21 protein-coding genes are annotated in these 25,703 nt (G+C 62.4%); 15 read left to right on the top strand and 6 right to left on the bottom strand.

What is annotated here, in order from left to right; all coding sequences use genetic code 11:
- Window positions 1-125: 125 nt before the first annotated feature.
- A complete protein-coding gene (gene rnt, locus ACZYGA_RS02040) occupies window positions 126-821 on the bottom strand; it encodes a ribonuclease T (RefSeq protein WP_077375652.1) in 696 nt (231 codons plus the stop codon).
- Between the two features lie 302 nt (window positions 822-1,123).
- Between rnt and ACZYGA_RS02035 the strand changes: the two genes are divergently transcribed.
- The 5 genes from ACZYGA_RS02035 (at window position 1,124) to ACZYGA_RS02015 (ending at window position 7,360) form a co-directional block, all read left to right on the top strand.
- Complete coding sequence (locus tag ACZYGA_RS02035; protein WP_255303132.1) at window positions 1,124-2,386, top strand: argininosuccinate synthase; 1,263 nt, start codon at window positions 1,124-1,126, stop codon at window positions 2,384-2,386.
- Window positions 2,387-2,728: 342 nt separating this feature from the next.
- Complete coding sequence (locus tag ACZYGA_RS02030; protein WP_307722815.1) at window positions 2,729-3,016, top strand: HlyU family transcriptional regulator; 288 nt, start codon at window positions 2,729-2,731, stop codon at window positions 3,014-3,016.
- A gap of 85 nt (window positions 3,017-3,101) precedes the next feature.
- The gene (locus ACZYGA_RS02025) at window positions 3,102-3,806 is read left to right on the top strand and encodes a glutathione S-transferase (RefSeq protein ID WP_077374926.1); all 705 of its coding nucleotides are present in this window, start codon (window positions 3,102-3,104) and stop codon (window positions 3,804-3,806) included.
- Between the two features lie 247 nt (window positions 3,807-4,053).
- Window positions 4,054-5,241: a diguanylate cyclase domain-containing protein gene (locus ACZYGA_RS02020; protein WP_404625047.1), complete on the top strand. Its 1,188-nt coding sequence runs from the start codon at window positions 4,054-4,056 to the stop codon at window positions 5,239-5,241.
- A 253-nt stretch (window positions 5,242-5,494) separates the two neighbouring features.
- Entirely contained in the window at window positions 5,495-7,360 is a 1,866-nt protein-coding gene (locus tag ACZYGA_RS02015) for a dihydroxyacetone kinase subunit DhaK (protein ID WP_479398313.1), read from the top strand.
- A 152-nt stretch (window positions 7,361-7,512) separates the two neighbouring features.
- On the opposite strand, the gene ACZYGA_RS02010 is transcribed toward ACZYGA_RS02015, so the two are convergent.
- Both ACZYGA_RS02010 and ACZYGA_RS02005 read right to left on the bottom strand, forming a co-directional pair.
- Window positions 7,513-8,397, bottom strand: a complete 885-nt coding sequence (locus ACZYGA_RS02010) for a DMT family transporter (protein ID WP_271302199.1) — start codon at window positions 8,395-8,397, stop codon at window positions 7,513-7,515.
- A gap of 141 nt (window positions 8,398-8,538) precedes the next feature.
- Window positions 8,539-9,390 carry an IclR family transcriptional regulator gene (locus tag ACZYGA_RS02005; RefSeq protein WP_404625053.1) on the bottom strand — a complete coding sequence of 284 codons (852 nt, stop codon included), beginning with the start codon at window positions 9,388-9,390 and terminating at the stop codon, window positions 8,539-8,541.
- Window positions 9,391-9,643: 253 nt separating this feature from the next.
- Between ACZYGA_RS02005 and xsc the strand changes: the two genes are divergently transcribed.
- The 4 genes from xsc (at window position 9,644) to ACZYGA_RS01985 (ending at window position 14,098) form a co-directional block, all read left to right on the top strand.
- The gene (gene xsc, locus ACZYGA_RS02000) at window positions 9,644-11,464 is read left to right on the top strand and encodes a sulfoacetaldehyde acetyltransferase (protein WP_404625055.1); all 1,821 of its coding nucleotides are present in this window, start codon (window positions 9,644-9,646) and stop codon (window positions 11,462-11,464) included.
- Window positions 11,465-11,617: 153 nt separating this feature from the next.
- Window positions 11,618-12,637, top strand: coding sequence for a phosphate acetyltransferase (pta, locus tag ACZYGA_RS01995; RefSeq protein ID WP_404625056.1), 1,020 nt, complete (start codon window positions 11,618-11,620; stop codon window positions 12,635-12,637).
- A gap of 145 nt (window positions 12,638-12,782) precedes the next feature.
- Window positions 12,783-13,403 carry a DarT ssDNA thymidine ADP-ribosyltransferase family protein gene (locus ACZYGA_RS01990; RefSeq protein WP_404625057.1) on the top strand — a complete coding sequence of 207 codons (621 nt, stop codon included), beginning with the start codon at window positions 12,783-12,785 and terminating at the stop codon, window positions 13,401-13,403.
- 2 nt (window positions 13,404-13,405) lie between these two features.
- A complete protein-coding gene (locus ACZYGA_RS01985) occupies window positions 13,406-14,098 on the top strand; it encodes a DarT1-associated NADAR antitoxin family protein (RefSeq protein ID WP_404625059.1) in 693 nt (230 codons plus the stop codon).
- Between the two features lie 61 nt (window positions 14,099-14,159).
- Here ACZYGA_RS01985 and ACZYGA_RS01980 read toward each other — a convergent pair whose 3' ends face one another.
- Window positions 14,160-15,908 (bottom strand): cobaltochelatase CobT-related protein, encoded by a 1,749-nt coding sequence (locus ACZYGA_RS01980; protein WP_404625061.1) that lies wholly within the window; start codon window positions 15,906-15,908, stop codon window positions 14,160-14,162.
- Entirely contained in the window at window positions 15,905-16,990 is a 1,086-nt protein-coding gene (locus tag ACZYGA_RS01975; RefSeq protein ID WP_404625063.1) for an AAA family ATPase, read from the bottom strand. Before ACZYGA_RS01975 ends, ACZYGA_RS01980 begins: the two co-directional genes overlap by 4 nt.
- Window positions 16,991-17,185: 195 nt before the next feature.
- Here ACZYGA_RS01975 and thiO point away from each other — a divergent pair, with 195 nt between their 5' ends.
- From thiO to ACZYGA_RS01960, 3 genes are all read left to right on the top strand, one after another.
- The gene (thiO, locus tag ACZYGA_RS01970; protein ID WP_404625064.1) at window positions 17,186-18,325 is read left to right on the top strand and encodes a glycine oxidase ThiO; all 1,140 of its coding nucleotides are present in this window, start codon (window positions 17,186-17,188) and stop codon (window positions 18,323-18,325) included.
- Window positions 18,326-18,544: 219 nt separating this feature from the next.
- A complete protein-coding gene (locus ACZYGA_RS01965) occupies window positions 18,545-18,931 on the top strand; it encodes a nuclear transport factor 2 family protein (protein WP_077374898.1) in 387 nt (128 codons plus the stop codon).
- Between the two features lie 104 nt (window positions 18,932-19,035).
- Window positions 19,036-20,499 (top strand): NAD(P)/FAD-dependent oxidoreductase, encoded by a 1,464-nt coding sequence (locus ACZYGA_RS01960; protein WP_404625066.1) that lies wholly within the window; start codon window positions 19,036-19,038, stop codon window positions 20,497-20,499.
- A 152-nt stretch (window positions 20,500-20,651) separates the two neighbouring features.
- Here ACZYGA_RS01960 and pdxR read toward each other — a convergent pair whose 3' ends face one another.
- On the bottom strand, window positions 20,652-22,154 hold the full coding sequence (gene pdxR / locus ACZYGA_RS01955; RefSeq protein WP_136938741.1) for a MocR-like pyridoxine biosynthesis transcription factor PdxR: 1,503 nt from the start codon (window positions 22,152-22,154) through the stop codon (window positions 20,652-20,654).
- A 451-nt stretch (window positions 22,155-22,605) separates the two neighbouring features.
- On the opposite strand from pdxR, the gene ACZYGA_RS01950 reads away from it, so the two are divergent.
- From ACZYGA_RS01950 to ACZYGA_RS01940, 3 genes are all read left to right on the top strand, one after another.
- Window positions 22,606-23,670, top strand: coding sequence for a TRAP transporter substrate-binding protein (locus ACZYGA_RS01950; RefSeq protein ID WP_404625068.1), 1,065 nt, complete (start codon window positions 22,606-22,608; stop codon window positions 23,668-23,670).
- Between the two features lie 118 nt (window positions 23,671-23,788).
- Entirely contained in the window at window positions 23,789-24,355 is a 567-nt protein-coding gene (locus ACZYGA_RS01945) for a TRAP transporter small permease (RefSeq protein ID WP_077374890.1), read from the top strand.
- Window positions 24,352-25,695, top strand: coding sequence for a TRAP transporter large permease (locus ACZYGA_RS01940; RefSeq protein WP_205632734.1), 1,344 nt, complete (start codon window positions 24,352-24,354; stop codon window positions 25,693-25,695). The genes ACZYGA_RS01945 and ACZYGA_RS01940 overlap by 4 nt, the downstream gene beginning before the upstream one ends.
- Window positions 25,696-25,703 lie beyond the last annotated feature (8 nt).

The raw sequence follows: 25,703 nt of genomic DNA, 5'->3' as shown, positions 1-25,703 counted from the left end.
GACATGTTCTGATCTGAGCGGAGCCTGTCAGACAAAACGCCCCCGCAGCCAGGCTGCGGGGGCGTTTTCGTGTGGCGATTTCACAGGAGTGTCTTGCGCGGCCGGGCCGGGCAAGCCCCTGGCTGTCAGGTGGCAGGCGTCTCGAGCGAGGCAGGCACCTCGTCGTTCATGCCCTGTTCCTTCATCGCCAGATCCCAGCCGCCCAGGTCCTTGAAGCGATTGACCATCGCGCAGAACAGCTCCGCGGTGCGCTCGGTGTCATAGCGCGCCGAGTGGGCGGAGGCGTTGTCGAACTCGATGCCGGCGGCGCGGCAGGCGCGGGCCAGTACCGTCTGGCCGTAGACCAGACCCGCAAGCGAGGCGGTATCGAAGCACGAGAACGGGTGGAACGGGTTGCGCTTGATACCGCAACGCTCCACCGCCGCGTTCAGGAAGCCCTGATCGAAGGCCGCGTTGTGACCGACCAGCACCGCACGCGTGCAGCCGTGTGCCTTGATGGCCTTGCGTATCGGGCTGAAGATTTCGCCCAGTGCCTGATTCTCGGCCACGGCCACCTGCTTGCGTACCGGGTTGTCCAGATCGATCCCGGTGAAGTCCAGTGCCGACTGCTCGATATTGGCCCCTTCAAAGGGCGCCACGTGAAAGGCGTAGGTGGCATCCGGCACCATGTTGCCGTCGTCATCCATGGTCAGCGTGACGGCAGCGATCTCGAGCAGTGCATCTCCGGCGGCATTGAATCCACCTGTCTCGAGGTCCACCACCACTGGCAGGAAGCCACGGAAGCGTTGTGCCATCAGCGTGCGCTCGCTCGCCTGGGTCATCAAGATCTCCAATCCCGTCATTGCGTCTCGTGCTGCGCCGTGCGTCTCGCCGGCGCTCAAGGAGAGCAATTGTAGCAGGGCGATACGGACACGTCGCGGCGCAGGCGTCAGGGCGGCCCCGGCAGGGGGGCGCCAGGTCCCGTTCTGCCCATGACAGCGCCTGTCAGCAGTATCGGTGAGGTGCCAGCCTCGCTATAATCGGCCCCACATCGTGATTCGAGTGGCAACGGGCGGCCACCTGCTGGGCAGGCCTTCCTCGCGACCGTACGATCCATCCCCACCTGCGTCCCCGTCCTCGGGCGGTGGCATCGCGGGAACTACAAGCATCAACTCAGGAGTCAAGCATGTCCGACGTGCAAAAGGTCGTTCTCGCCTACTCCGGCGGCCTGGACACTTCAGTCATCGTCAAGTGGCTGCAGGAAACCTACAACTGTGAAGTCGTGACCTTCACCGCTGACCTCGGTCAGGGCGAGGAAGTCGAGCCGGCGCGTGCCAAGGCGGAAGCCCTCGGCGTGAAGGAGATCTACATCGAGGATCTGCGCGAGACCTTCGTCCGCGATTACGTCTTCCCGATGTTCCGTGCCAACGCCATCTACGAAGGCGAGTACCTGCTGGGCACCTCCATCGCACGTCCGCTGATCGCGCGTCGCCTGGTCGAGATCGCCAACGAGACCGGCGCTGACGCCATCTCCCACGGTGCGACCGGCAAGGGCAACGACCAGGTGCGTTTCGAGCTGGGCGCCTACGCGCTGAAGCCGGGCATCCAGGTCATCGCGCCGTGGCGTGAGTGGGACCTGAACTCCCGCGAGAAGTTGATGGAATACTGTGAGCAGCACGGTATCGAAGTCGACTACGCCAAGAACAAGAAGAAGTCGCCGTACTCCATGGACGCGAACCTTCTGCACATCTCCTATGAAGGTGGCGTGCTGGAAGACCCGTGGACCGAGTGCGAAGAAGAGATGTGGCGCTGGAGCGTCAGCCCGGAGCAGGCGCCGAACGAGGCGACCTACATCGACCTGACCTACACCAAGGGCGACATCACTGCCATCGATGGCAAGGAAATGGCCGCTCACGAAGTGCTCGAGTACCTGAACAAGGTCGGCGGCGCCAACGGCATCGGCCGTCTCGACATCGTCGAGAACCGTTATGTCGGCATGAAGTCCCGTGGCTGCTACGAAACACCGGGCGGCACCATCATGATGCGTGCTCACCGTGCCATCGAATCCATCACCCTGGACCGCGAAGCGGCTCACCTGAAGGACGAGATGATGCCCAAGTACGCTGAGCTTGTGTACAACGGCTACTGGTGGAGCCCGGAGCGTCGCATGCTGCAGGCGGCCATCGATGAGTCCCAGAAGGTCGTCAACGGCGTCGTGCGTCTCAAGCTCTACAAGGGCAACGTCATCGTCGTGGGTCGTCAGTCCGAGGATTCACTGTTCGACGCCTCCATCGCGACCTTCGAGGACGATGCAGGCGCCTACGACCAGAAGGACGCTGCCGGCTTCATCAAGCTGAACTCCCTGCGCCTGCGTATCGCGGCCAGCAAGGGACGTGGCATCGAGTAAGGCATTACCGGATGCGCATGCTGAGAGATCGCCTGCCCATCTGACCCGATGACGATGTCTGTCGGGTCATCAAGACGCCGGCCCTGGTGGCAGTCCCCGGACTGCTGACGGGGCCGGCGTTCTGCCATCTGTGCCATGCAAGTCGTGCCATGCAAGCGGCCAGCGCGACGCCCGTACGCGTGCCCCGGATGGCATGCGGCTTAGTGTCTGGTGGGAAGGTCGCATTTCCCCCGGCACGGGGGCGTGGCATGCTGAGGGTCTCATCATAAACTCTCATTTCTTTCACTTTTTCCAGGTGAATGCCGGTGACACTAGAGGCCGGCCACCGAAGGATCCTTCAACATGCTGGGAATGCTCAAGAAACTGTTTTCCGCAGGCGAGCCTGCGCCGGTCAAGGAACCGGAGGCCGTCGAATACAATGGTTACCTCATCGTCGCCATGCCGCAGAAGCACGAAGGGCAGTACCGGGTCTCCGGCGTGATTCGCAAGCCACTGGAAGGGGGCGAGACGCTGGAGCATCGCTTCGAGCGCTCCGACACCGTGCCGGGAGAAGACGGCGCCGTGGAGCTGACCGTGCTCAAGGCGAAACGCACCATCGATGATCTGGGCGACACGATCTTCGAACGCTGAGCCGACGTGATGGGTACCCAGCGGGTATCCTCGTCGAACTCGGCATCGAAGCCTGCGTTCAGGAAGCACGATTCAGGGAGACGACATGATCACGGTGCACCATCTGGAAAACTCACGCTCGCAGCGCATTCTGTGGCTGTTGGAAGAGCTGAATCTGGAATACCGCCTGGAAATCCATGCCCGTGACGCCGGGAGCATGCGTGCGCCCCGGGCACTCAAGGACATCCACCCGCTGGGCAAGGCGCCGGTGATCACCGACACCACGCTGTCCGGTGACACGGGAGCGCCTGTCGTGGTCGCGGAGTCCGGTGCCATCATCGAATACCTCATCGATGTCTATGGCTCACAGGGCAGTGGGGAGAGTGCCCACCTCAGGCCAGCCCCCGGAACTCAGGCCGAGCGCGATTACCGTTTCTGGCTGCACTTCGCCGAAGGCTCCGCCATGTTGCCGCTGATGCTCAGGCTGGTGTTCTCGCGTCTCGACAAGCCACCGGTGCCGTGGTTGATCCGTCCGATCGCCCGCCTACTGGCCAAGGGAGTCAATGACAAGTTCATCAGCCCGGAAATCAAGGCGCACCTCACCTACATGGATACCTGTCTCGAACGTCGCCCCTGGCTTGCCGGTGACGCCCTGACCGGTGCCGATATCCAGATGAGCTTCCCGATCCAGGCGCTCGATACGCGTCAGGGGCTCAAGAATCATCCGAACATTCAGGACTGGCTGGCGCGCATCCGGGCGCGCGCCGCCTTCCAGCGCGCCGTGGACAAGGGTGGCGAACTGGCCCTCTGATCCCCGAGCGACCGGGGCGACACGTCGCCCCTGCACTCCCTGCGCAGACAGGGCATGTGAACAGGGCGTGTGGGCCGGGCGTGTGAACAGGGCATGCAGACCGGCATGCAGGCAGCAAAGGCCGAGGTGGTGCGACATCGGGATGTCGCCTGGGCCATCACGCGGGGGATCGGGAATGTGATTCCCCCGCGAGGCTATCCGGGTGGGTGACGGGTAGCGGGACAGGGAGTCAACCGGGGACGAGGGAATGACACGCAAGAGTCTACGTGAGCAGTCGCTTGAGGCCACGATCCAGCAGATGGAGCGCGACAAGGCACGTCTGGAGCGCCGTGTCGCGAGTCTGGAGGAGAAGTTGTCGTCGACCCTCGACGGCACGGGTCTGCGTCTCTGGCAGCTGGAAGTTCCCACCGGCAAGCTCACCATCTTCAACTATCGCTGGGGGCGCATGCTGGGTTATCAGCCCGGCGAGTTGAACGCTCATTTCGATGTCTGGCGAGATCACCTCCACCCGGAAGACCGCGACGAGGTGCTCGCCAATCTCGAGGACCATCTCGCCGGGCGCACCGAAGTCTATCAGGTGGTGCATCGCATGCTGGCCCGAGACGGCAGCATCACCTGGGTCGCGGACAGGGGGCGAGTCGTCGAACGTGACGCGAATGGCAAGGCGCTGCGCCTGCTGGGCACCCATACCGACATCAGCCACGAGAAGGATTACGAGACTCGCCTCAATGCCCTGGCCAGCACCGATGCACTGACGGGACTTTCCAATCGCCAGGCCATCAATGGCTGGTTCAAGCGCCAGCTGGCGGACGACAGTGCGCTGCTGTTCATCGACGTGGATGGCTTCAAGCAGGTCAATGATGCGCTGGGACATCGTGCTGGCGATGAAGTGCTGGTATTGCTCGCCCACGGTCTCAATGAAGAGCTGCATCATCTGGGCGTCCATCACCACCTGGCCGCGCGCTTCGGCGGGGATGAGTTCCTGTTCCAGCTGCCGCGCATGACACCGGCGCGTATCGAGATGATCGTGCGGCGCTGGCTGGCACGCTTCGGCCAGCCCCTCGAGATCAGCACGGGACAGGCCAGCATCGGTCTGAGCATCGGGGTCTGCTTCGGCCGAGACGCCAACGGCAACTTCGCGACCGCACTGGAATATGCCGATCAGGCGATGTATCGCGTCAAGCGCAGCGGCAAGCACGGCTACCATCTGCATGCCCCCTTGCGGCACGGCGAGGCGCCCCACGTCAGCGCTTTGCAGGACTCTTCCTCCAGAGCGCGGCACACCGCCGGCACCTCCCCGCGTCTGCCTCCCGAGATCCCCGTCGCCTCGCCGCTGGACACTCTGGCCCAGGCCTCCGCCGCGACACGCGCAGACAGCGCCACCCCCCTCACGCCTGCGCGTGACCCCGCCCCCCGCCCGGTCATCGACGAGTGACAGCGCGGATGGCAGGCTGACGCCGCATTGCCATGTGCTTGTGCTATCACTGCCTCTCAGAACTTCTGTCATCTCGGAGCTTCTATCAGCTCGGAGCTTCTGTCAGCTCGGTATCGTCCTGTCATCTCTGTCTGCCTCGGGACTGATCGTCATGTCGGATGGCAATCCCGCATGGGCAATGGTTGACTGACACTGGCAGAGAGATGACAGGCGTCATGTCACCAGCAGGGCGAGGGTCCTCAAGGAGTGAAGGATGAGTCACAACGAGACAGGCCGACAGTGCGTCAATCAGTTCTTCCATCAGTCGGGCGATATCATCGGCGCGGCGCTTTCCGGCAGTGCCCAGTTGCAGCATCCCGATGGCAGTGGCCTGCGTCTGTCCGCGCCGGACAGCGGCATGCGCCTGGTGGTGCGCGATGACTGGCAGCGCGATCAGGTCGCGCTGATTTCCGGCGGGGGTTCCGGGCATGAGCCCGCGCATGCCGGTTTCGTCGGGGCCGGCATGCTCACCGCGGCGGTATGTGGCGAGCTGTTCGCCTCACCGACGGTGGAGGCGGTGCTCGCGGCGCTCAGAGAGGTGACCGGTGACGCGGGCACCCTGTTGATCGTCAAGAACTACACCGGAGACCGCCTCAATTTCGGTCTGGCGGCCGAACGGGCACGTCAGGAAGGACTCAAGGTCGAGATGGTCATCGTCGCCGATGATGTAGCGCTGCCTGACAACCCGCAGCCGCGCGGGCTGGCTGGCACCTTGCTGGTCCACAAGATTGCCGGGGCACTGGCGGCAGGCGGCGCGGATCTCGAGGAGGTCACCGCCGTGGCGCGCCGGGTGGCGGACAGCTGCTCGACCCTGGGCATGGCACTCGATGTCGGGCGTCATCCCGGCAAGCCGCGTGAGCCACGCGCGCCGGAGCTGGGGCTCGGCATTCATGGCGAGCCGGGCGCCACCACGCTTGAGTTCGGCAGCCATGCCGGAGACTGCGAAGTGCATGCCCTGATGGATCAGGTAGTGGCGGCGCTGATACAGGGGCACTCGCGCAAGGAGGCCGGGGGTAACCTGCCCGCCACCGGCCATCTGCTGCTGATCAATGATCTGGGTGGCTGCTCGGCATTGGAGCGCGCGGTCCTGCTCGACGAGGCGCTGGCGCATCCGTCGCTCAAGGCGCTGGGCATTCACGCCGTGGTGGGGCCGCAGCCGCTGATGACCTCACTGGACATGCACGGCTTCTCGCTGACGCTGTTGCCGCTGGACGGCTTGCTGGAAGAGGCACTGGACGCCCGCTGCGCGCCGCGTGCCTGGCCCGGTGTTCAGCGGGTGGTGCCGCTGGCGCATTTCACGCCTCGTCAGGAGGGGGGGTGCGCTGTTCAAGACGCCTCCACGCTTGCCGAGCGCGCCCGAGCCAAGGCCGATTGCCAGGCGCGTGCTGCCCGGGAAGGCCGGGCGAGGGTAGCGCTGCCGGGCGACCCTCAGGTCGAGCAGCGGCTGCGTGCTGTGCTGGAAGTCCTGCTGGCCAGTGAGGTGGATCTCGATCGTCTCGATGCCATCAGCGGGGACGGGGATACCGGCACCACCTTTGCCGGCGGTGCCCGTGCCGTGCTGGAAGCGCTGGAGGACTGTGAGCTGGCCTGTGGTGACAGTGGCGAGCTGATGACCTCCATCGGCAAGCAGCTGGCCTACGGCATGGGCGGTTCCAGTGGCGTGCTGCTCTCGACCCTGTTCACCGCGGCGGCGACGCGGTGGAAGACGCAAGCCAGCGAGGCAGACGCCCGTGCACCTGCCTCGCTGGGGCAGCGCTGGCATGAGGCGTTCGAGCACGGTGTGGGGCGGATGCAGCATTACGGCGGCGCCGTGCGCGGGGACCGCAGCCTGCTGGATGCGCTGTTGCCGGCGTTGGACGCACTGCAGGCGTCGGTGCAGGGCGAGCGCATCGACTGGGCCGCGATGGCACGCGCCGCCCGCCAAGGGGCGGATGCCACCGCGGAGATGGCCAAGGCACGGGCCGGACGCTCCGCCTATGTGCCCGCCGCCCATCTGGTCGGCCACAACGACCCGGGCGCGGAAGCCGTGGCGCGTGTCTTCGAAGCGCTGGCGGACGCCGCCGAGGAAGCGGCGGGCTGATTCGATTGACCGGCTGAGCCGGTTGACCCGAATGACTAGTGTCTGAGCTCTCCAGCCCCAAAAAGCTCTAAAACCAAAGCCCCATAAACCAAAAGGCCCGCCCCATGAACCTCACGTTCAGGGGCGGGCCTTATGGCATCACGCGGCAGCCGTCAGGCGACTTTCTGGCGAGTCGGCAGGCGAATCAGACGCGTGGCGATGGCGGTGCCCAGCAGGGTGATGCCCATGCCGGTGAGGATGCGCGCATCGATCACCTCATCGAGCAGCATGTTGCCCCACAGCAAGGCGCTGACCGGTACCAGGAAGGTGACGGAAGTGGTCGCGGTGGCGCCGGCGCTGGCCAGCAGGCGGAAGAAGATCAGGAAGGCGAGGCTGGTGCTGAGTACCGCCAGCGCGATGGCGCTGCCCCAGGCCTCCAGGCTGACGCTGGTTGTCGGCCACATCCACAGGCCCGGAATCAGCAACAGCAGGGACGACATCAGCGAGCTGCCCGCGGCCAGCACCGGTGAGGGCAGGTGACTCAGGCGCTGGCGCGAGAAATTGGAGGCGAAGCCGTAGCAGAAGGTCGCCCCCAGGGCGGCGAGGATGAACCAGCCATCGCCGCCGAGCTGGAAATCGAGGCGGTCACTCGACAGCACATAGACCCCGCTGAAGGCCACGGCCAGCCCCAGATACTGTTGCTTCTGGATCGGCGTGGCGAACAGCGCCATGCCCAGCAGCGCGGTGAACAGCGGCGTGGTGGCGTTGATCAGCGAGGTGAAGCCGGCCTCCAGCTGGGTGGTGGCCAGCGCCAGCAGGCAGAAGGGCAGTGCCTGACTGGTCAGCCCCAGCACCGCAAGCGAGCCCTTGTGTTCCCACAGCATCTTCAGGCGGCCCGCGCCCAGCAGCAGCGGGGCCAGCACCAGCGCGCCGATGCCCATGCGCAGCAGAATCAATGTGGTCGGGCCGAATTCCGGCGCGGCCACGCGCATGAAGATGAAAGACATGCCCCACAGGGTGGACAGCAGGACAAGACGCAAGGCATCGCTGGCGGACATGGTGTTCTCGACGTGGCGTGTGGAAGGCAGTCCGCTAGGCTAGCCCCTCACGCGCATCACGGGAAGCACGACCTTGTGTCTGTCGCTGTCCAGCTTCAGCCTAGCCCCAGCCAGCATCAGCCCAACCCCAGTCCGCTGGCCTCAGGAGGACGGAATCGCCCCACGCTGGATGGCGGCGATGTCCCGGGCGGCGCGTTCCAGTGCCGGCAGATGCTTGAGCATGTCCTCGCGCGACTGACGCATCACCGGCGCCTGGATCGCCACGCCGATGTTGGAGGGCCCGTCCGGGTTGGGTGCCAGCACCGCGATGCACACCAGCCCGGGCAGGAATTCCTCATCATCCAGTGCATAGCCTTGCCGGCGGACCTGCTCGATCTCGGCCTCGACGGAGTCGATGTCGGTCAGGGTATTGCGCGTCATCGCGTTCAGCGGTGTGCCCTTGAGCAGGCGGCGACGCTGGGCGGGCGGCATCTGGGCCAGAAACAGCTTGCCGCTGGCGGAGCAATGCACCGGCACCCGGGAACCGGGATGCAGATAGAAGCGCAGCGGCGCCTGGGTCTCGACGCGATCCAGATACAGCACCTCGCTGCCCGACAGCGCGGTGATGTTGCAGCTTTCCCCCACCTCTTCCATCAGCCGGCTGAGCACGCCGTGGCGCGCGCCCTGCACGGTATCGTTGAGCAGCAGGTTCTCCGCCAGACGGCGCAGCCGACTGCCCTTGCTGTAATGGCGGTTGTCCGCCTCGCGCTGCAGCATGCCGCTGCCTTCCAGCTGCTGGAGCATGCGATGCAGCGTCGGCTTGGGCAGGCCGGTCTCTTCCACCAGTCCCTGCAACGTGAAGAACTGATCCTTGGCGGCGATCACTTCCAGCAGCGCCAGCAGGCGCTGGGCAGGAGTATCACCCTCTATCCTGCTGCCTTCCTTGCCGGTGTCCTTTTCAGCGTCCTTGCTGGCACGCGGCAGGCTTGCCTGGGGCTGGGTGGCACTGTTCATGAGCTGTTCCCTCCTTCAATCCGTGCGCTGGGCAGTGTGGCGCCGAAACGCTCGGCCCGTCAGTGCCTTGCGTTGCTGTGCCTACTTTAACAGTACTCCATAGGACGGAAGAAGTTTCTAAAAAAGACACGTTTTCTATCATTTTATGAAATCTAGCTTGACGAGCGCCATGGTGAGGGCTAATTTTGGTCACATGTTTCGGTAATCGGAACTAAATGTACCAATAAACATAAAATTGATAGTTGGAGACGCCATGAGCACTCAAGACAGCGCAGACAACCGCAAGGTCGTGCAGGGCAAGCAGAAGATGACGCCCTCCGAGGCTTTCGTGGAAACCATGGTCGCCAATGGCGTCACCGACATGTTCGGCATCATGGGTTCCGCCTTCATGGATGCGATGGACATCTTCGCGCCGGCCGGCATCCGCCTGATCCCGGTGGTGCATGAGCAGGGCGCCGCTCACATGGCCGACGGCTATGCGCGTGTCTCCGGCCGTCATGGCATGGTCATCGGCCAGAACGGCCCGGGCATCTCCAACTGCGTCACCGGCATCGCGGCCGCTTACTGGGCGCACAGCCCGGTAGTCATCGTCACCCCGGAAGCCGGCACCACCGGCATCGGCCTGGGCGGCTTCCAGGAATGCAAGCAGCTGCCGATGTTCCAGGAATTCACCAAGTACCAGGGCCACGTGACCCACCCGTCGCGCATGGCGGAATACACCGGTCGCTGCTTCGATCGCGCCATGTCCGAGATGGGCCCGACCCAGCTCAACATTCCGCGTGACTACTTCTACGGCGAGATCGAGTGCGAGATTCCCAAGCCGGCACGCGTGGACCGTGGCCCGGGTGGCAGCAAGAGCCTGGATGAGGCAGCCGAGCTGCTGGCCAGCGCCAGGTTCCCGGTCATCGTCTCCGGTGGCGGTGTGGTGATGGCGGATGGCGTCGAGGAGTGCAAGGCACTGGCAGAGCGTCTCGGCGCGCCGGTGGTCAACAGCTACCAGCACAACGATTCCTTCCCGGCCAGCCACCCGCTGTGGTGTGGTCCGCTCGGGTATCAGGGCTCCAAGGCGGGCATGAAGCTAATCGCGCAGGCCGATGTCGTCATCGCGCTGGGCACGCGTCTCGGGCCGTTCGGTACCCTGCCGCAGCACGGCATGGACTACTGGCCGAAGGACGCGAAGATCATCCAGATCGACGCCGACCACAAGATGCTGGGCCTGGTGAAGAAGATCTCCGTCGGCATCTGCGGTGACGCGCGTGAAGCGGCCATCGCCCTGACCGAGCGCCTGTCCGGTCGCAATCTCGAGTGCGATGCCACCAAGGATTCGCGCCTCAGCACCATCCGCGAAGAGAAGGCCGCCTGGGAAGCCGAGCTTGACGAGTGGACCCACGAGAAGGACGCCTTCAGCCTCGACGCCATCGACGAGGCCAAGGACGAGAAGCCGTTCTCCGGTGGAGAATACCTGCACCCGCGTCAGGTCCTGCGCGAGCTGGAAAAGGCCATGCCGAAAGATGTCATGGTCTCCACCGACATCGGCAACATCAATTCCGTGGCCCACAGCTACCTGCGCTTCGACAAGCCGCGCAGCTTCTTCGCCCCGATGAGCTTCGGCAACTGCGGCTACGCCCTGCCGACCATCATGGGTGCCAAGACCGCCGCGCCGGAACGTCCGGCCATCGCCTACGCCGGTGACGGCGCCTGGGGCATGAGCCTGATGGAAATCATGACCGCCGTGCGTCACGACATTCCGGTCACCGCCGTCGTCTTCCACAATCGTCAGTGGGGCGCCGAGAAGAAGAATCAGGTCGAGTTCTACAACCGTCGCTTCGTCGCCGGTGAGCTGGACAACCAGAGCTTCGCCGAGATCGCGCGCTCCATGGGGGCCGAGGGCATCACCGTCGACCGTCTCGAAGACGTGGGCCCGGCGCTCAAGAAGGCCATCGACATGCAGATGAACGACGGCAAGACCTGCGTCATCGAGGTGATGTGTACCCGCGAACTGGGCGACCCGTTCCGCCGCGACGCCCTCAAGAAGCCGGTGCGTCTGCTCGAGAAGTATCAGGATTACGTGTAACGCCCGGCCCTTGCACGCCTGAGTGGACAGGCGCGCAAGCGAACATGGCGCAACACGCAAGCTAGACGGAACCTCTCCCTTGCCCCGGCCATTTCTGATGTCCGGGGCTTTTTGGATGTGTCGGCTGCCTGCAAGGGCAGCGAGGAGACAGACATGAAGGCACTCAACAACATTCTGGCGCGGGCCAAGGCTGACCCGCGCCGTATCGTGCTCTGCGAAGGGCAGGACATGCGGGTGGTGCAGGCGGCGGTGAGCGCGGCGGAGCAGGGCCTGGCGCAGGTGATGCTGGTGGGCGACCCGACCGTCATCGCCGCCACTGCCAGAGAAGCCGGGCTCGAGGATGGCTCGCTGGGAAGCTGTGAGCTGATCGACCCCGCCACCTCCGAGCACACCGCCAGGCTTGCCGAGGCGCTGCACGCGCATCGCGCGGCCAAGGGCATGACGGCGGAGCAGGCCGCCGAGAAGATTCGTGATCCGCTGACGTTCGCCAACATGCTGGTGCGCGAAGGGCTGGCGGATGGCTCGGTGGCGGGGGCGGTGAATACCACCGCCGATGTGGTGCGCAGCGCCATTCAATTGCTGGGGCTGGCGCCGGGCAGCAAGCTGGTCTCCAGCTTCTTTCTGATGATGCTGTGCAAGCCGTTCCACAACCTGAAGGGCGGGATGATCTTTTCGGACTGCGGGCTGGTGATCGACCCCGACGCGGAAGAGCTGTCGCAGATCGCGCTGGCCGCCGCCGACAGCGCCCAGGCTCTGCTCGGGGAAGACCCACGGGTGGCGATGCTGTCGTTCTCCACCAATGGCAGCGCGCATCACGCCTCGGTGGACAAGGTAGTGCAGGCCGCGCATCGCGTGCGGGCGCAACGCCCGGAGATCGCCATCGATGAAGATGTGCAGCTCGACGCCGCCATCGTGGCGGAAATCGCCGAGCGCAAGCTGCCCACCTCCCGCGTCAAGGGCACCTCCAACGTGCTGGTGTTCCCCAATCTGGAAGCTGGCAATATCGGCTACAAGCTCGCCGAACGCATCGGCGGCGCAGAAGCCATCGGCCCGCTGCTACAGGGCCTCGCCAAACCCGCCAACGACCTCTCGCGCGGCTGCTCCACCGCCGACATCCTCAATGTCATTGCGGTGACTGTCGTTCAGGCGCAGCAGCGCACCCCGCAAGACTGAATTTCTCTTTCTTTTCCTTCTGTTAGCCGCTCACGGCGGATAGGGCAGGCGAAAGCCTGCCCAGTTCATATTTAAGGTCATTATTAGTTGGCGTATTGCTAGTGTGTGTATATTGTCAAATTTTATATTGCTCAAGGATAGAGCTATGAGAATCGAAGGAATTAAAAGAATAGTCGAGTCGCGTAGTATAAAAGCATTGCTTCACTTTACTCGCTTGGAAAATATACCGAGTATTTTGGAGAATGGTTTAGTCAGTAGAAGTAGTATTTCTGCTGAGGCTATATTCAATGATCATCAAAGGCTGGATGAAAGAAGAGATACAATATCGCTTTCAATTAGCTTTCCTAATTACTTGATGTTTTATAAGTATCGTCAGGATATGCAAGGTAAATGGTGTGTCATAGGAATCAATCCTGCTGTTTTGTGGGATCTGGAATGTTTGTTCTGTAAGCACAATGCGGCTGATTCGCGTATTTCATCGTTGCCTGATGAGCAATTAACTTTGCCGGAATCATTGGCTGATATGTTTGTAGATTCTGATATTAGCCCTACACGTGCGGACCTAAAGCTCCAAGATTGTGATCCTACGGATCCACAAGCTGAAGTATTAGTCAAAAATATAATACCAAAGGAATATATCCTGGGTATTGTTTTTCCAGATACGCCATCTAAAGAGCAGTATTTGCATTTATCTGATCGTATGAAGATTATGGAACATAATCGTAATAAAGGTTATTTTGCTTCAAGAACCTATGTGAGGCGATAGTTATGGCGCAAAGGCCGTTATTCATACCGGACAGTAATACTGTTGGTGTCTTAGAAAAGTCTATAGACTTCACTTGGGCGCCAGGTATGGCTGCTTCTCAAAAGAGAAAATCCATCGCTTCGTTACATGCTTCAGCTTCTAAGCTTGGGTATGAGAAAATACTAGAGGTATCGAGTAAATCTGAACTTGAACTCGGTGTTAGTTTAAGTGCTTTTAATTTAATTATAACCACTCAAAAGCATTCTTATAAATTTAGCGTCGAATCTGCCTTTCAAGGAAGTAAGGTTTTCGAGAAAGGAGGTCCGTTCAAAGATCTTTTTTTCAAATCTTCGTTAGATGCTAAAAGAGATGTAAGACTGAAAGAATCTGGTAATTTAATAGGATTTAAGTTCTTCGGAAAAGATTATCCTGCTATCCCGAGAACATTTTTCTATGATTGGGTTTATGTAAATGCTCTTAAGCAAAATGTAGATTTAAATAAATGTTTGTTGGGTTACGATGCCTTTTCTGATATAGAGTTTAATCCAAAAAAGTCTATAAATTGTCAGGCTCATTCTGTGGCTTTATTTGTTAGTTTAAGGAAAAATGATCTACTGTCCCGTGCTTTAGAATCACCGGAAAGTTTTTTAAATATATGTAGTAAGGTATACGAGTCACAAAAAAGAAATATAGGGGTTCAGGATACTTTCATCTAGTTGTATTTTGTTGTTTAAATAATTTCTTTTGCTCTGATTTGTGTTGATAATTGATTAGGCTTTATATCCCCTGATGCCGACACGCCAGCGCCATGTGATAGACGATTTCATCGGCGAGGGCGTTGTCGAGGGTGCGTTCAAGATCGATGATCAGCTGGTTGGGGTAGTAGGCGCTGAGGTCCAGCCCGACGCCGAGGCCGAGGATGGCTTGGCGGCCGGAGCGGGTCTGTTGCGCGACAACCTGCTTGAGGTGGCTGTCGAGGTACTGTTCGTCATTGGCGGTGTTGGTGGCGCTGTCACAGGGGCTGCCATCGGAGATGACGACCAGCAGACGGCGTGCGCCTTCGTCGGCAGTAGTGTTGTCCGCGAGCCGTGAGCAGGCCCATTGCACGGCTTCGCCATCCACGCCTTCGCGGTAGAGATCGGCCTTGAGCAGGGCGCCGAAGTGGCGGCGCGCACGCCGCCACGCCAGCGAGGCGGGCTTGAAGATCAGATACTGCACTTCATTCAGGCGGCCCGGACGCGCGGGTTTGCCGGCGCGTCGCCAGTCCTTGAGGGCGCGACCACCATTCCAGGCGCCAGTGGTGAAGCCGAGCACCTCGGTGGGCACACCGGCCATGTCCAGCGCACGGGTGAGTATCTCGATCAGCATCGCCACCGCCTCGCCATGCACCTTCATCGAACCGGAGCAGTCGATCAGGAAACTGACCTGCGCACTGGCTTCGGGCACCCAGCGCTCGCGCTGGAAGACCCGCCGCTCGGCCGGTGAGGAAATCACCTGACTCAGCCGCCGCCCATCGATGATTCCTTCCTCCTCACCGAAGTGCCATCCCTCACGCTGCGGCGAGCTGAAATGGCGCGCCAGCTGACGTGCCAGGCGCCGCACGTTGATCTTCTGTTCCGCCAGACGCGTATCCAGCGCCTGACGATACTCATCGAGCAGGGCCGCGCGCATGCGTCTGGCCGGTTCCAGCTCGCGGTCATAGGCCGTGGTGAACACCTGATAGGGCAGCAATTCCTCCGGCGCGCCACGCCGGTGACTCGGCAGCGGCGATGCCGCCTGCTCCTCGAGCAGGCTCGCTTCTTCATCCTCGTTTTCCAGAAACAGCGCGAAGCGTTGTCTGGCATCGGAGTCGTCATCTTCCTCGCCGTCCTGCTCCTCCAGCGATTCGGCCAGTTCCTGCTCCAGCCACAGGCTGATGTTCAGCGCGTGCTGCTGATAGGCCGCCTGATCGAAACGCGTGCGTCTCAGCTCCGCCATGTCAGCGCCCAGTGCCTGATAGAAGGAGGCGCGCGTCGTCTCGATGTAATCCTCCGTCTCGTGGATCACCGCACAGGCCATCAGGCGCGACCAGCATGACTGGATGACGCTGTAGATCAGGATGCCGCTACTCGTCTCGGTCAGGCCCGCGTGATAGAAGGCCAGGCACCAGTCGGTGAAGCGCCGCGCCAGATTCTCCTTCACGCCGGGCATGTCAGGATCGACCAGCGCCTCGACGCGCAGCTGCTCCAGCAGGTCATAGATCAGGCGGGTTTCCGGCAACGCCGGACGCGCCGCCAGATGCAGCGCCTCGTCGGTGTGGAGCAGGCGCAGCGCGATGGCATCGCTGACCGCGCGATAGTTGTCGAGCGTGCAGTCATCCTCCTCAAGGCGCAGGTGCGGCGTGCGCAGTGGCAGCGTCTGAGTATGCCGACTCAGGCGCCGCCCTCGATAGGCCCAGCCGGCCTGACCGCTGAGTGCCCCGAGACTCGCCGCCGCAAGCTCCTCGAGATACTGCTGACGACGGCGTACCTGCTGGGCCGCACTCATGCCCGGGCTCCCTTGTCGCTGTCCAGTTCATTCATCAGATCACTCTCCATCAGTGCCGCGGATTCCTCAAGCTCCCTTGCGAAGCAGCGCTGATAGAACTCGGCGACCAGCGGGCGCTCATGCTCATCGCACTTGTTGAGGTAGGAGAGGCGGAAGGCCAGCGCCGGGTTGCGGAAGATCTCGCAGTTCTCCGCCCAGGTGATCACGGTACGCGGCGACATCAGGCTCGACAGATCGCCATTGGCGAAGCCCTTGCGGGTGAGGTCCGCCACCGCGACCATCGCGCGAATCAGCGCCTGGCCACGCTCGTTGTCCTTGGCCGGCACGCGGGCCAGCACGATCTTCACTTCCTCATCACGCGGCAGGTAATCCAGCTTGGCGACGATGTTCCAGCGGTCGATCTGCGCATGGTTGAGCAGCTGGGTGCCGTGATAGAGCCCATCCTGATTGCCCAGACCCACGGTATTGGCGGTGGCGAACAGCCGGAACTGCGGGTGCGGGCGAATCACGCGGTTCTGATCCAGCAGCGTGAAGTGGCCGTCACGCTCCAGAATGCGCTGGATGACGAACATCACGTCCGGACGGCCGGCATCGTACTCATCGAAGATCAGCGCGATGGGGCGGGTCAGTGACCAGGGCACGATGCCTTCCTGGAACTCGGTGACCTGCACGCCGTCGCGAATCACGATGGCGTCCTTGCCGACCAGATCCAGCCGGCTGACATGGCCATCGAGATTGACGCGCAGGCACGGCCAGTTGAGGCGCGCGGCGATCTGCTCGATATGGGTCGATTTGCCGGTGCCATGCAGGCCCTGAACCATCACGCGACGGTTGTTGGTGAAGCCGGCGAGGATGGCGAGGGTGACATCGGGATTGAAGCGATAAGCCGTATCGATTTCCGGCACGTGAGCGTCGCGCTCCAGAAAGACCGGCACCTTGAGATCACTGTCGATGCCGAACAGCTCGCGCACGCCGCGCAGCTCAGTGGGCTGCAACTGGCCGGCGGGCAGGGGCTGCTCGGCATTGGCCTGGTTATTGCGCGGGTCGGCGCTGGCATGATGCATCGTGGTGGCGTCGCTCACGGGGTGTCTCCCTCGTCATTCTTGTCGGTGGCTGCCCGGCAGACCTGTATCGGGGAGGTCGGCAGACCTGTCACAGGGAGTCAGGAAAACCGGGCAGCGGCAATGGCTTGAATATAGCTTTGTTTCTAAAAATAATGCAAATCGTATCGAAATATGAGATTTGTGATTATTCATTCCCCCGCAGGAGCAAGGCAGATGAGCGATACCCTGATCATTGGTGGCGGCGTGATGGGCATGATGATGGCGTGGCAGCTGGCCGAGGCCGGCCAGACGGTCACGCTGCTGGAGCGCGGCCAGTGCGGGCGCGAGGCGTCGTGGGCCGGGGGCGGCATCGTCTCGCCGTTGTATCCGTGGCGCTACTCGAGTGCCATCTCGTCGCTGTCACGCTGGTCAGAAGGCGAATACCCCAGGCTTGCCGAGGCGCTCAAGGAGGCCACCGGCATCGACCCCGAATACCGCCAGAAGGGCTTGATCTACCTGCGGGTGGAGGATGAGGCACTGGCGCTGGATTGGGCGCACACCCAGCACAAGCCGTTGGAGGTGATCGGGCGGGAGGCGCTTTACGCGCGTGAGCCGCATCTGGCGGCGGGCCATCAGCAGGCGCTGTGGATGCCGACGCTGGGCAGTATCCGTAATCCGCGTCTCGGACAGGCGCTGCGCGCGCGTCTGCTGGCGCATCCGCGTATCCGGGTTCGTGAAGAGTGCGAGGTCACGCAGCTGGTGCTTGCCACGCCGTCGCGCGTCACGGGCGTCCGGCTGGTTGATGAGACCGTCAGCGCAGACAACGTCGTGGTATGTGGCGGCGCCTGGAGCGGCAGGCTGCTGGCCGCGGCCGGTGTATTGCTGCCGGTGCGCCCGGTGAAGGGCCAGATGATGGTGTTCAATCCGGTGGCGGCGGGGCTTTGCAGTGTGGACGAGCCACTATTGTCGCGGGTGGTGCTGTGCGATGGCCGCTACGTGATTCCGCGCGCCGATGGGCGGATTCTGATCGGCTCGACCCTGGAGCATCAGGACTTCGACAAGAGCACCACCGCGCAGGCGCGCGAATCACTGCATGCCAGCGCCGCGAGCATTCTGCCAGCACTCGGCGAGCTTGAACCGGAGCATCACTGGGCCGGCCTGCGCCCGGGCACGCCGGATGGCACGCCCTTCATCGGTGCGGTACCGGGCCTTCACGGCCTCTACGTGAATGCGGGCCACTACCGTAACGGCCTGGTGCTGGCGCCGGCTGCCACGCGTCTGCTCAGTGACATTCTGCTGGGCCGTGAGAGCTTCATGTCGGCTCAGGCCTTCACGCCGCCGGGAGTCGAGATCGCCACCGCTCTGGCGAGTTGACCCCGCTGTCTCGCGCGGGCTTGCGGGGACGATGGGACCAGTTGGCACCAGGCACGCCGCAATGGCGCCAACTGGCCCAATCGCTGGCCGCCAACTGGTGCTAAAGGGCAGTGATGGCAGGGGCGTAGTCTCGGGGCATGGCGCAGCGATCGCTGATGCCCTTGCTCAAACGACACGCTCGAACCACAAGCCCAACAACAAGACTGCGGAGCCCGACCCATGACCCACCAAGCCACCATCGAACTGCTGAGTGCCTTCTGCGATGCCCTCAACCGTCACGACATCGACGACTGCCTGTCGATGATGACCGATGACTGCGAATTCCTCGCCATCGCCGGGCCGGAACTCGAAGGCAAGACCTTCGCCGGTCAGGACGCAGTGCGCGCGGGCCTCTCCGCTGCCTGGCAGAACGCGCCGGATGCCCAGTGGATCGACGCGGAAATCTTCGCCGATGGCGAGCGTGGCTTCGTCATCAGCACCTACACCGGCACCACCGCCGATGGCGCGCGCAGCGAAGCGCGCATGATCGATGCCTTCACGCTGCGTGACGGCAAGATCGCGATCAAGAACGCCTTCCGCAAGAATCGTCCGCCCGTCAATGTCTGAGCGCCAGCGGCGCATCGATCAGGGAAGCGGTTTCTGAAGCTGTCTTTGCCCCTGGGCAGCACGTCATGGCGTGCGCGCCCAGCGGGTGAGAGGAGGTGTTCGAGATGGAAACTATCGTGCAGCACGGCGCCCGGCCAGATGAGGTGGGCAGCGAGTCAGAGCAGCGCCCGGCCACTCAGGCTTCTCAGCCGTATGACCCGGCCTATGACCCGCTGGTGAGCGCCACCCCCGGCGAAGGACGCGACTACGCGCCGACCTACTGGGTCGCCACCGCCGGTGAGCCGCCGCAGGATGATGGTCCGGTGATGGGCGATATCGACGCGGATGTGGTGATCGTCGGCTCCGGCTTCACCGGACTCACCGCCGCCATCGTGCTGGCCGAGAAGTACGGCATCAAGGCCACCGTGCTGGAGGCCAATCGGGTCAGCTGGGGCTGCTCGACCCGCAATGGCGGCCAGGCGCAGTGCGCCACCGGTCGCCTCAAGCGTTCGCAGTGGATCGAGCGTTACGGGCTTGAGGCCGCCCATGGCCTGCATCGCGAGTGCGTCGAGGGCATGGAGAATTTCAAGGAACTGATCAAGGACATCGACTGCGATCCGCAGCCGGGCGGCCATCTGTATATCGCCCATCGCGAGCGCATGATGCCGGGGCTGGAGAAGGAAGCGCGCCTGTTGCGCGAGACCTTCCATTACGATGCCCGCATCATCGATGGTGCCACGGTGCGCAACGAGTGGGTCGGGGACGAAGAGGCCTGCGGCGCGATGCACGAGCCGGAAGGCATCGGCGTGCACCCGGGCAAGTTGGCCTTCGGCTATCTGCGCAAGGCGCGACGTCTGGGGGTGAAGGTACACCCGGCAAGTCCTGTGGAGAGCTGGGAGACCCGCGATGGCGTGCACTACCTGAGAACGCCGGGTGGCGTGGTCAAGGCGCGTTCGGTGGGCATGGCTACCGGCGGTTACACCTCCGGCAAGCTGCATCCGGAGCTCGACAAGCGTCTGATGCCGGTGCTCTCCAACTCGCTGGTGACGCGCCCGCTGACGGCGCAGGAAATCGAGGCGACCCGCTTCCATACCCACCAGGTGCTCACCGACACCCGCGTACTGCGTCACTACTATCGCCTGTTGCCGGACAATCGCCTGCAGATCGGCAGTCGCAGTGCCGTGTCAGGTCGTGATGCGCCCAAGGCACAATACGAGCAGCTGCTGATCGCCGACATGCATCGCAAGTTTCCGGCGCTGAGCGGCATTGAGGTCGATTACTCCTGGTGGGGCTGGGTGGATGTCAGTCACGACATGATGCCGCGTATCCATCAGCCGGACCCGAAGCAGAGCGTCTATTACGCCATGGGCTATGGCGGCAACGGCGTGATGTATTCCGCCCAGGCGGGGAAGCGTCTCGCCCAGTGGATCGCCAGGGACGCGGCGGATCTGGTGCTGCCGATCTTCCAGTCACGTCTGCCGTATCCCAATGTGCTCAACAAGGTGGAGTCGCCGCTGTTCGCGCCGTTCCGTCGCACCGGCCAGCGTTGCCTGTATCGCTGGTACGCGATGAAGGATGAGGCGCAGTAAGTCTGCAAGTGCGATTGTCTGCAATTGACATGGTCTGCAAGCGCGATTGCCTGAAGGACAAGAGGCTCCCTGATTGCCACGTCTTGTTGGTCGGTCAGGGAGCCTCTTTTTTAGCTATAGGGTAATCATTCGCCGTTAGTGCCTGTCGAGAATCAGGCGCTCATGTCAGTGACTCTTTCGGGTGCCTGCATCGCCAGTGGTACCAGCTCGGCCAGTTTCATGATGCCGGCTTCGATACGCGATTCCGGAATCGCCGAGAAGCCGAGGCGGAAGTAGTGGCGATGACGGTCGCGATCGCAGAAGAAGTGCAGATCGCCCACCTCGATCAGAATGCTCTGCTGGCGGGCGAGGGCGGCCAGTCGATGGGCATCCAGGCTGGCCGGCCCGTGCATCCAGAAGCAGGAACCGCCATAGGTGGAGGGCGTGCTCATCATCGGCAGGTGACGCAGGATGGCGTCGCGCATCACCAGGAAGCGGCGCTGCATCACCTGATGCATCTGGTTGAGCAGGCTGTCGTGATAGCCCCGCGCGATGAAGAGTCCCACCGCGCGCTGATTGTTGGTCGGCGGATGGCGCAGCATCAGGCGGCGCAGTGCACGCGCCTCACGAATCAGCGTGGGGTGCGCGACCATGTAGCCCAGACGCAGGCCGGGGGCGAGGGTCTTGGAGAGGCTGCCGACATAGATGACCCGCTTGTGGCGATCCAGGCTCTTCAGTGCGGGCGTCGGGTTGTCGGCGTAGTTGCTCTCGCTCTCGTAGTCGTCCTCGATGATCAGGAAATTGCCCGTCTCGGCCATGTCCAGCAGCTGGCGGCGGCGCTCCAGCGGCAAGGTCACGCCGGTGGGTGACTGGTGACTGGGCGAGACGAACACCAGCCGGCAGTCCTTGAGCGATTCCACCGGCTGCAGGCCCTTGCCGTCGATGGGCAGCAGCTGGATGTCGTCCGTGAAGGTACGCGCGATGTTGTACATGTCGACGTAGCCCGGGTTTTCCATCGCGAACCGCTGGCCCTGCTTGAGCAGCAGCATGCAGCTGATCCACAGCGCCTGCTGCGCCCCCACCGTGATCAGGATCTCCTCCGGGCTTGCCCAGACCCCCCGGCGTGGCAACAGCCGCTGGTGAATCTGCTCGACCAGCAACGGGTCATCATGATTGATGTGGTCCACCGACCAGCTGCGAATCGACGGCACGCTCATCGAGTCCCGGCTGCATTCCCGCCAGTGCTGGGTGGGGAAGAATTCCGGGTCCAGCTGGCCATACAGGAAGGGGTAGTCGTACTGGTGCCAGTCGCCGGGTTTCTCGATGGCACGTTGCACGGAGGGCTTGATGGCCAGGCGCTCATCCCAGTCGAGGCTGTCGGCATCGATGTCATTGAGGCGTACCGGCGTGTCGGCGCGGCCCTTGAGAATGTCGGGGTTGATGAAATAGCCGCTGCGCTGGCGCGCGATCAGGAAACCGTCATCCAGCAGCTGGTCATAGGCCAGCATCACGGTATTGCGCGCGACATTCAGCTCGCGGGCCAGCTTGCGGCTGGAGGGCAGTGCCTCATCGCGGGGCAGATGGCCCTCGAGAATGGCTTGCGAGATCTGCTCGCGTATCTGGAACTGCAGACTTTCCTTGCGCGAGGCATCGAGGTGAAACAGCGGGTGGCTCATGCATCTTCTCTGTTGTTGTCGCGGGGATCTTCGTGGAAGTCCCCGTTTTTCATGCATTTTTCATACCTGCCTGTCCCGTCATGTCCAGGGCGAGCGGTGAGCTTGATCGCCTCGTCATGCGTCGGGAATGCCCTCATTGAGGCAGACGGCGCAGGGCAGGGCAAGCGCCTGGCGAGACTGGCCCCATCGATGGGAGTGGACTGGTTCTATGGAGGTCTGGCGCAGGGGAAGAAAGTGAAGTGGCAAGCACAGTGACAGCACGACGCGACTTCCCACTCCCTCTCTTGAGGGCTGCAGATGAGTGTGTGATGGACCTCGTGAATGACAGACCGACGCTGCTGGAGGTGGGAGGCAGAGAGGGCGTCATTGACGAGTGCCGGTGCAGTGCCACGCTCGCGGTCACACGCAGCCGTCAGGAGCCCGCAACAACAATAACGACGGGACAGACAAGATGATCGACTCGACACAGACCCAATCAGCAGACCTCCGCGACTTCTCTGGCGCCAGCGCGCTCAAGGCGTCATTGGCCGTCGCGGTGATGGCCGCGAGTCTGGCCATGGCTGGGGGCGCCAATGCCGCGACCTGGAAGATGGCCCTGGGGGACGCCGCCGGTGGCACCCAGTACGAGCTGGGCAAGACCTTCGCAAGCCTGGTGGAAGAGAAGTCCGGCGGTGACATCAAGGTTGACCTCTTCCCCAACGGCCAGCTGGGCAGCGAGCAGGACACCGTCAACAACGCCAGCATGGGCCTGGTGGATCTGTCAGTGGTGGCGATCAACAACCTGACGCCCTTCTCGCCGACCGTCGGCGTGCTGACCCTGCCGTATGTCATCCACGGCCCTGACGATGCCAAGGCGCTGACCCACGGCAAGATCGGCGATGAGCTGCGTGACAATACCCTGCGCGATTCCGGTATCCGCATTCTGGGCTGGGCCTATTCCGGCTGCCGTCGTCTGACCAATTCCAAGCAGGCCGTCGCCTCACCCGAGGACCTGGCCGGCATGGTCATCCGCGTGCCCAAGAACGAGATCATGATCTCCTCCTACCAGTCCTGGGGCGTCAATCCCAACCCGCTGGCGTGGTCCGAGACCTTCACCGCCCTGCAACAGGGTGTCGTCGATGGCCAGGACAATCCCTACATCACCATCGATGCCATGAAGTTCTATGAAGTGCAGAACCACGTCACCGACAGCTGTTACGTGTTCTCGATGGAACCGCTGATCATGGGCGAAGGCACCTTCCAGAGCTTGAGCGAAGAGCAGCAGGCGCTGGTGCTGGCGGCGGGTGAAGAGGCGACGTCCCACAGCTACGACTACCTGCTGGCCACCGAGGATTCCATCAAGAAATCACTGGTGGAAGAGCACGGCATGACCATCACCCAGCCCGCCAATGACGAAAAGGAATGGATCGCCAAGGCGTCCAGCATCTGGCCGGACTTCTACGACAGCATCGGTGGGCGCGACAAGCTGGTGGAAGTGCTCGAGACACTCGGGCGTGATCCGTCCACCGCTCCCTGATGACGCGCTGAGCTGCTGAGGCTTTCAACGGCTCGTCCGTCATTCCCCTGTCTGTCGTCCTGCGAAGGGCGCCAGGCAGGGGGTGGCGAACGCCATCGATGTCAGGAGACGTACCTGCATGCGGATATTTCTGAAGTGTCTGGACAATCTCGAGAATTATCTCTGCCAGTTCCTGCTGGTGGTGTTCGTTATCATTCTCTTCGCGCAGATCATGCTGCGTAACCTTTTCAGCTACTCGATTCCCTGGGGAGACGAGCTGGCGACCTATGCCTTCGTGTGGTTTGCCTATCTCGGGGCGGTCTATGCCACCCGCATGTCGGCGCACAACCGCGTGACATTCCAGTTCCGTTTTCTGCCGCGCTGGGTGGAAACCGCCTGTGGCGTGCTCACCGATATCATCTGGATCGCCTTCAATGCGGTGTTCATCTATTACAGCTACGACTTCGTGTTCAACAAGATGAACCTGTTCTGGAAGTCGCAGACGATGGGCGTGCCGATGAAGTACTTCTATCTGATTCTGCCGCTGGCCTTTACCGCCATGACGGTGCGCATTCTCCAGACCAACTATCTCAAGTTCGTGCGCAAGGAAGACATCGTGGACCCGGATTCCCAGGCAATGCAGGAGCTGAAGCAGACAGGCCCATCCGTCAATGATGACGACAAGCGCGGGAGCGGGACACCATGATCGATTCCACCATCATCTATATCCTGTTTGGCGTCTTCTTCCTGCTGCTGGTGCTTGGCGCACCGATCACCGTCTCGCTGGGGGTCGCGGCACTGGCGACCTACCTGAGCATCGGCGAGAACCCGATGGCCTTCGTGCAGATCGCCTTTACCTCGGTGGGCGCCTTCCCGCTGATGGCATTGCCGGCCTTCATTCTGGCCGGGGCGCTGATGGAGGCCGCCGGCATCTCGCGGCGTCTTGTCGATATCGCCGAGGCCTTTGCCGGCCCGGTGACCGGGGGACTTGCCGCCGCCACGGTGTTTGCCTGCATGTTCTTCGGCGCGATTTCCGGCTCCGGACCTGCCACCACGGCGGCGGTCGGCATGCTGATGATTCCGGCGATGGCCAAGCGCGGCTATGACCGGGGATATGCCTCGGCGGTCACGGCGTCTTCCGGTGGACTGGGCGTGGTGATTCCGCCCTCGATCCCGATGGTGATCTTCGGGATTTCCGGCATGGGGCTGCAGCCACCTCCCGAAGCGGTCGCGCTGCATGGCGATTTCCAGACACTCTCCATCCCGAAGCTGTTCATCGCGGGTGTCATGCCCGGCGTGGTGATCGCCGGCTTCCTGCTGATGATCAACTACGTGATCTCGAAGAAACGCGGCTATCGCGGGCTGACCAACAGCTGGTCGTGGACACATATCCGCGCCACCTTGAGAAAGGGGATCTGGTCGATGCTAGCGCCCTTCATCATCCTCGGCGGCATCTACAGCGGCCTGTTCACGCCGACCGAATCCGCCATCGTCGCCATCGTCTACACCCTGATCGTCGGCATCTTCCTGCACAAGGAACTCAAATGGAAGCCGACGCTGCGCACTCTGGAAACCACCACCTGGATCACCGGTCGCGTGCTGCTGATCCTGTTCACGGCGACGGTGTTCGGGCGGCTGCTGGTCGAGCAACGCGTGCCGGCCCATATCGCCGAGGGCATGCTGGCGATGACCGACAACCTCTATCTCATCTGGGCGATGATCATCGTCTTCCTGCTGTTCGTCGGCATGTTCATGGAGACGCTGGCCGCGATCATGATTCTCACCCCGGTGCTGCTGCCGATCATGTACATGCTGGGGATGGACCCGGTGCACGTGGGCATTGTGGTGGTCTGTGCGCTGGCCATCGGCTTCCAGACGCCACCGCTGGGGGAGAACCTCTTCGTGGCCTCGGGGATAGGCGGGGCCTCCATCGAGGAGATTTCGCTCAAGGCATTGCCCTTTGCGGCAGGGTCGGTGGCGGCCATCTTCCTGATCGCCTATGTGCCTGAGATCTCGCTGTGGCTACCCAGGGTGATGGGTTACTGAAAGGCCAT

This window comes from Cobetia sp. BL01 (assembly GCF_056493605.1).
Note: the sequence above shows the minus strand (reverse complement) of the source record. Positions and strands in the feature narration are given on the sequence as shown.

Coding starts and splice junctions, on each gene's coding strand:
- rnt (WP_077375652.1), bottom strand. CDS start 821: ATGACCCAGGCGAGCGAGCGCACGCTGATGGCACAACGCTTCCGTGGC.
- ACZYGA_RS02030 (WP_307722815.1), top strand. CDS start 2,729: ATGCTGGGAATGCTCAAGAAACTGTTTTCCGCAGGCGAGCCTGCGCCG.
- ACZYGA_RS02025 (WP_077374926.1), top strand. CDS start 3,102: ATGATCACGGTGCACCATCTGGAAAACTCACGCTCGCAGCGCATTCTG.
- ACZYGA_RS02020 (WP_404625047.1), top strand. CDS start 4,054: ATGACACGCAAGAGTCTACGTGAGCAGTCGCTTGAGGCCACGATCCAG.
- ACZYGA_RS02015 (WP_479398313.1), top strand. CDS start 5,495: ATGAGTCACAACGAGACAGGCCGACAGTGCGTCAATCAGTTCTTCCAT.
- ACZYGA_RS02010 (WP_271302199.1), bottom strand. CDS start 8,397: ATGTCCGCCAGCGATGCCTTGCGTCTTGTCCTGCTGTCCACCCTGTGG.
- ACZYGA_RS02005 (WP_404625053.1), bottom strand. CDS start 9,390: ATGAACAGTGCCACCCAGCCCCAGGCAAGCCTGCCGCGTGCCAGCAAG.
- xsc (WP_404625055.1), top strand. CDS start 9,644: ATGAGCACTCAAGACAGCGCAGACAACCGCAAGGTCGTGCAGGGCAAG.
- pta (WP_404625056.1), top strand. CDS start 11,618: ATGAAGGCACTCAACAACATTCTGGCGCGGGCCAAGGCTGACCCGCGC.
- ACZYGA_RS01990 (WP_404625057.1), top strand. CDS start 12,783: ATGAGAATCGAAGGAATTAAAAGAATAGTCGAGTCGCGTAGTATAAAA.
- ACZYGA_RS01985 (WP_404625059.1), top strand. CDS start 13,406: ATGGCGCAAAGGCCGTTATTCATACCGGACAGTAATACTGTTGGTGTC.
- ACZYGA_RS01980 (WP_404625061.1), bottom strand. CDS start 15,908: ATGAGTGCGGCCCAGCAGGTACGCCGTCGTCAGCAGTATCTCGAGGAG.
- thiO (WP_404625064.1), top strand. CDS start 17,186: ATGAGCGATACCCTGATCATTGGTGGCGGCGTGATGGGCATGATGATG.
- ACZYGA_RS01965 (WP_077374898.1), top strand. CDS start 18,545: ATGACCCACCAAGCCACCATCGAACTGCTGAGTGCCTTCTGCGATGCC.
- ACZYGA_RS01960 (WP_404625066.1), top strand. CDS start 19,036: ATGGAAACTATCGTGCAGCACGGCGCCCGGCCAGATGAGGTGGGCAGC.
- pdxR (WP_136938741.1), bottom strand. CDS start 22,154: ATGAGCCACCCGCTGTTTCACCTCGATGCCTCGCGCAAGGAAAGTCTG.
- ACZYGA_RS01950 (WP_404625068.1), top strand. CDS start 22,606: ATGATCGACTCGACACAGACCCAATCAGCAGACCTCCGCGACTTCTCT.
- ACZYGA_RS01945 (WP_077374890.1), top strand. CDS start 23,789: ATGCGGATATTTCTGAAGTGTCTGGACAATCTCGAGAATTATCTCTGC.
- ACZYGA_RS01940 (WP_205632734.1), top strand. CDS start 24,352: ATGATCGATTCCACCATCATCTATATCCTGTTTGGCGTCTTCTTCCTG.